Consider the following 2,693-nt stretch of genomic DNA (forward strand, 5'->3'; position numbering starts at 1 on the left):
CGTCCGGAACCGGCACCGCCACGCCGGACCCTGTCCAGACCGTGACCGGGGTCGGCGATCTGCCGGCCGGCTTCGGCAGCGCCGGGCTGCGCAAGGCGGCCTTCGACGGCGATGCCCGCGCGGTCTACGAACTTGCCAGCAAGGCCGCCGACGGGCCGGCAGCGCAGCGCGATGCCAAGCTCGCCCTGCGCCTGTTCGAGCGCGCTGCCATCGCGGGGCTGGCTCCGGCCCAGTTCCGGGTCGGCAACATGTTCGAGAAGGGCATCGGCACGCAGCGCGATCTCTCGCTTGCCCGGATCTGGTACCAGCGCGCGGCCGAGCGCGGCAACGCCAAGGCCATGCACAATCTCGCGGTGCTCCATGCCGAAGGCATCACCGGCAAACCCGATTATGCCACAGCAGCCGAGTGGTTCCGCCGCGCGGCAGAGCTCGGCGTGCGCGACAGCCAGTACAATCTTGCGGTCCTGCTCGGGCGGGGCCTCGGCACGACGGCCGACGTCAACCAGTCCTACGTCTGGTTCTCGGTCGCCGCGAGCCAGGGGGATGAAGATGCCGCCCGCAAGCGAGACGAGGTCGCACAGCGCCTGAAGCCGGAAGAACTCGCCGCCGCCAAGGCGACCGCCGCGAGCTGGAAGCCGAACGTCCTGGACACCGTCGCCAACGAGGTGACGGCGCCGGCGAAGGGCTGGGACGCCGGCCCGACGGCCGCGGCGGCGAAACCCGCCAAGCCGGCACGCATCTGAGCCGGACGCCGCGCTGTCATGCTTTCGACGTGTTGACGCGACAGGAAAAACGATAGTCCTCTAGGGCGGGCCGGGAACGGCCCGTCTTCCATTTCAGCAACAACTCTTAACCCGGGCGGTTCAGTCTGGGACAAATCGGTGCAAGCCATGGCGATGCATCGACCTGCGAGGGATAAGCGTGCAGATCTACCTGCCGATCGCGGAGCTTCCGATCAGCGTGCTGATGGTGCTCGGCCTGAGCGGCGCGGTCGGCTTCATCTCCGGCCTGTTCGGCGTCGGCGGCGGATTCCTGCTCACGCCCCTTCTGATCTTCCTCGACATCCCCCCGGCCGTCGCGGTCGCGACGGTGGCGGCGCAGGTCGCGGGCTCGTCGATGACCGGCGTGCTGACCTATTTCCGGCGCAGGGCCCTCGACCTCAAGCTCGGCGGGGTGCTGGTCAGCGGCGGCATCGTCGGCACCGTGCTGGGCGTCCTGTTCTTCAACACCATGCGCCGCCTCGGCCAGCTCGAACTGGTCATCACGCTGTCCTATGTCACGCTTTTCTCGATCATCGGCGGGCTGATGCTCTACGACGCGTTGCGCGCCATGCTGCGCGTGAGGGCGGGCAAACCCGCACGGCTGAAGCGGCGCGGCGGCATGCATCCCTGGTGGATGGGCCTGCCCTTCCGCCAGCGCTTCTATCGTTCCGGCCTCTATTGCAGTGTGCTCCCGATCGCCCTGCTGGCCGTCGTCATCGGCTTCATCGGGGCCGTGCTCGGCGTCGGCGGCGGCTTCATCCTTGTGCCTGGGCTGATCTACTTCTTCCGGATTCCGCCGGCGGTGGTGGTCGGCACCTCGCTCTTCCAGATCCTGGTGACGATGACGGGCGCGACCGTGCTGCACGCCGTCACCAACCAGTCCGTGGACCTGATCCTGGCGACGCTGCTGCTGGTCGGCGGCGTCATCGGCGCGCAGTTCGGCGGCCGTGCGGCGCGCAACCTCAACGTCGAATCCTTCCGGCTGCTGCTGGCGCTGCTGATCCTCTCCGTCGGCCTGCGCTTTGCCATCGAGCTCTTCATTCCGCCGACCGAACCCTTCTCCGTCGTCGTGCCGGAGAGTGCGCGATGATCCGCCTCCTCGTCCTCCTCGCAGCGCTCGCCGCCGGGTTCACCGGGACGAACCTGCGCGCCGAGACGCTGATCGCGGCGATGTCCAGCCATCAGATCCAGATCACCTCGAACTACACCGGCAGCCAGCTGACGGTTTTCGGGCTGGTCGAACGCGACGGGCGGACGGTCGCGCGGGGCGATCCCTACGACATCGTCATCACCGTCCGCGGCCCCCGCCGCATGCTGCTGGTGCGCGAGAAGGAGCGGCTCGGCCCGATCTGGATCAACCGGACGCAGCGCCGTTTCCCGGACAACCCCGTCTTCCTGCACGTCGCCAGCAACCGGCCGATCACGGAGATGATGAGCCCCGATACGGCCCGGCGCGGGCGCATCGGCCTCGCCAATGCCGAATTACCGCAAGGCAACTGGGTCGATCTCGATCCTGGCTCGCTCCGCTTTCGCGAAAGCCTGATCCGGATCATGCAGGCGAAAGGCCTCTACGGCTACGAGGAACGCGGCGTCACCTTCCTGTCGAACAGCCTGTTCAGCGCTCCGATCGACATCGCGGCGACCGCCCCGACGGGCTCCTATACCGTCGACATCGTGCTCTATACCGGCGGCGTCCCCCTCGCCCGCCAGCAGACCAATTTCGAGGTGATCAAGACGGGCATCGAGCAGCGGCTCGCCCTGGCGGCCTATGACTGGTCGCTGTTCTACGGCTTCGCCACGGTGCTGCTGGCGCTGTTCCTCGGCTGGAGCGCAAGCGTGATCTTCCGGCGCGACTGAGCGGCAGGCCGCTCAGCCCAGCAAGCCGCCATAGGGCAGGAAGGGAACGCTGGCGCCCGCTTCCAGCCGCTCCAG

The 2,693-nt window shown here is 68.1% G+C and carries 3 protein-coding genes; all 3 read left to right on the forward strand.

Annotated features, from left to right (window positions below; genetic code table 11):
• On the forward strand, nt 1-743 hold a 743-nt coding region (locus tag ACIPIA_RS13750), incomplete at its 5' end, for a tetratricopeptide repeat protein (protein WP_400510358.1).
• Between the two features lie 178 nt (nt 744-921).
• Nucleotides 922-1,851, forward strand: coding sequence for a sulfite exporter TauE/SafE family protein (locus ACIPIA_RS13755; RefSeq protein WP_400510359.1), 930 nt, complete (start codon nt 922-924; stop codon nt 1,849-1,851).
• Entirely contained in the window at nt 1,848-2,618 is a 771-nt protein-coding gene (locus ACIPIA_RS13760; RefSeq protein ID WP_400510361.1) for a TIGR02186 family protein, read from the forward strand. The genes ACIPIA_RS13755 and ACIPIA_RS13760 overlap by 4 nt, the downstream gene beginning before the upstream one ends.
• Nucleotides 2,619-2,693: the final 75 nt, after the last annotated feature.

Origin of the sequence: Allobosea sp. CER48, assembly GCF_044752385.1 — a bacterium.
GTDB lineage: Bacteria > Pseudomonadota > Alphaproteobacteria > Rhizobiales > Beijerinckiaceae > Allobosea.

Coding starts and splice junctions, on each gene's coding strand:
- ACIPIA_RS13760 (WP_400510361.1), top strand. CDS start 1,848: ATGATCCGCCTCCTCGTCCTCCTCGCAGCGCTCGCCGCCGGGTTCACC.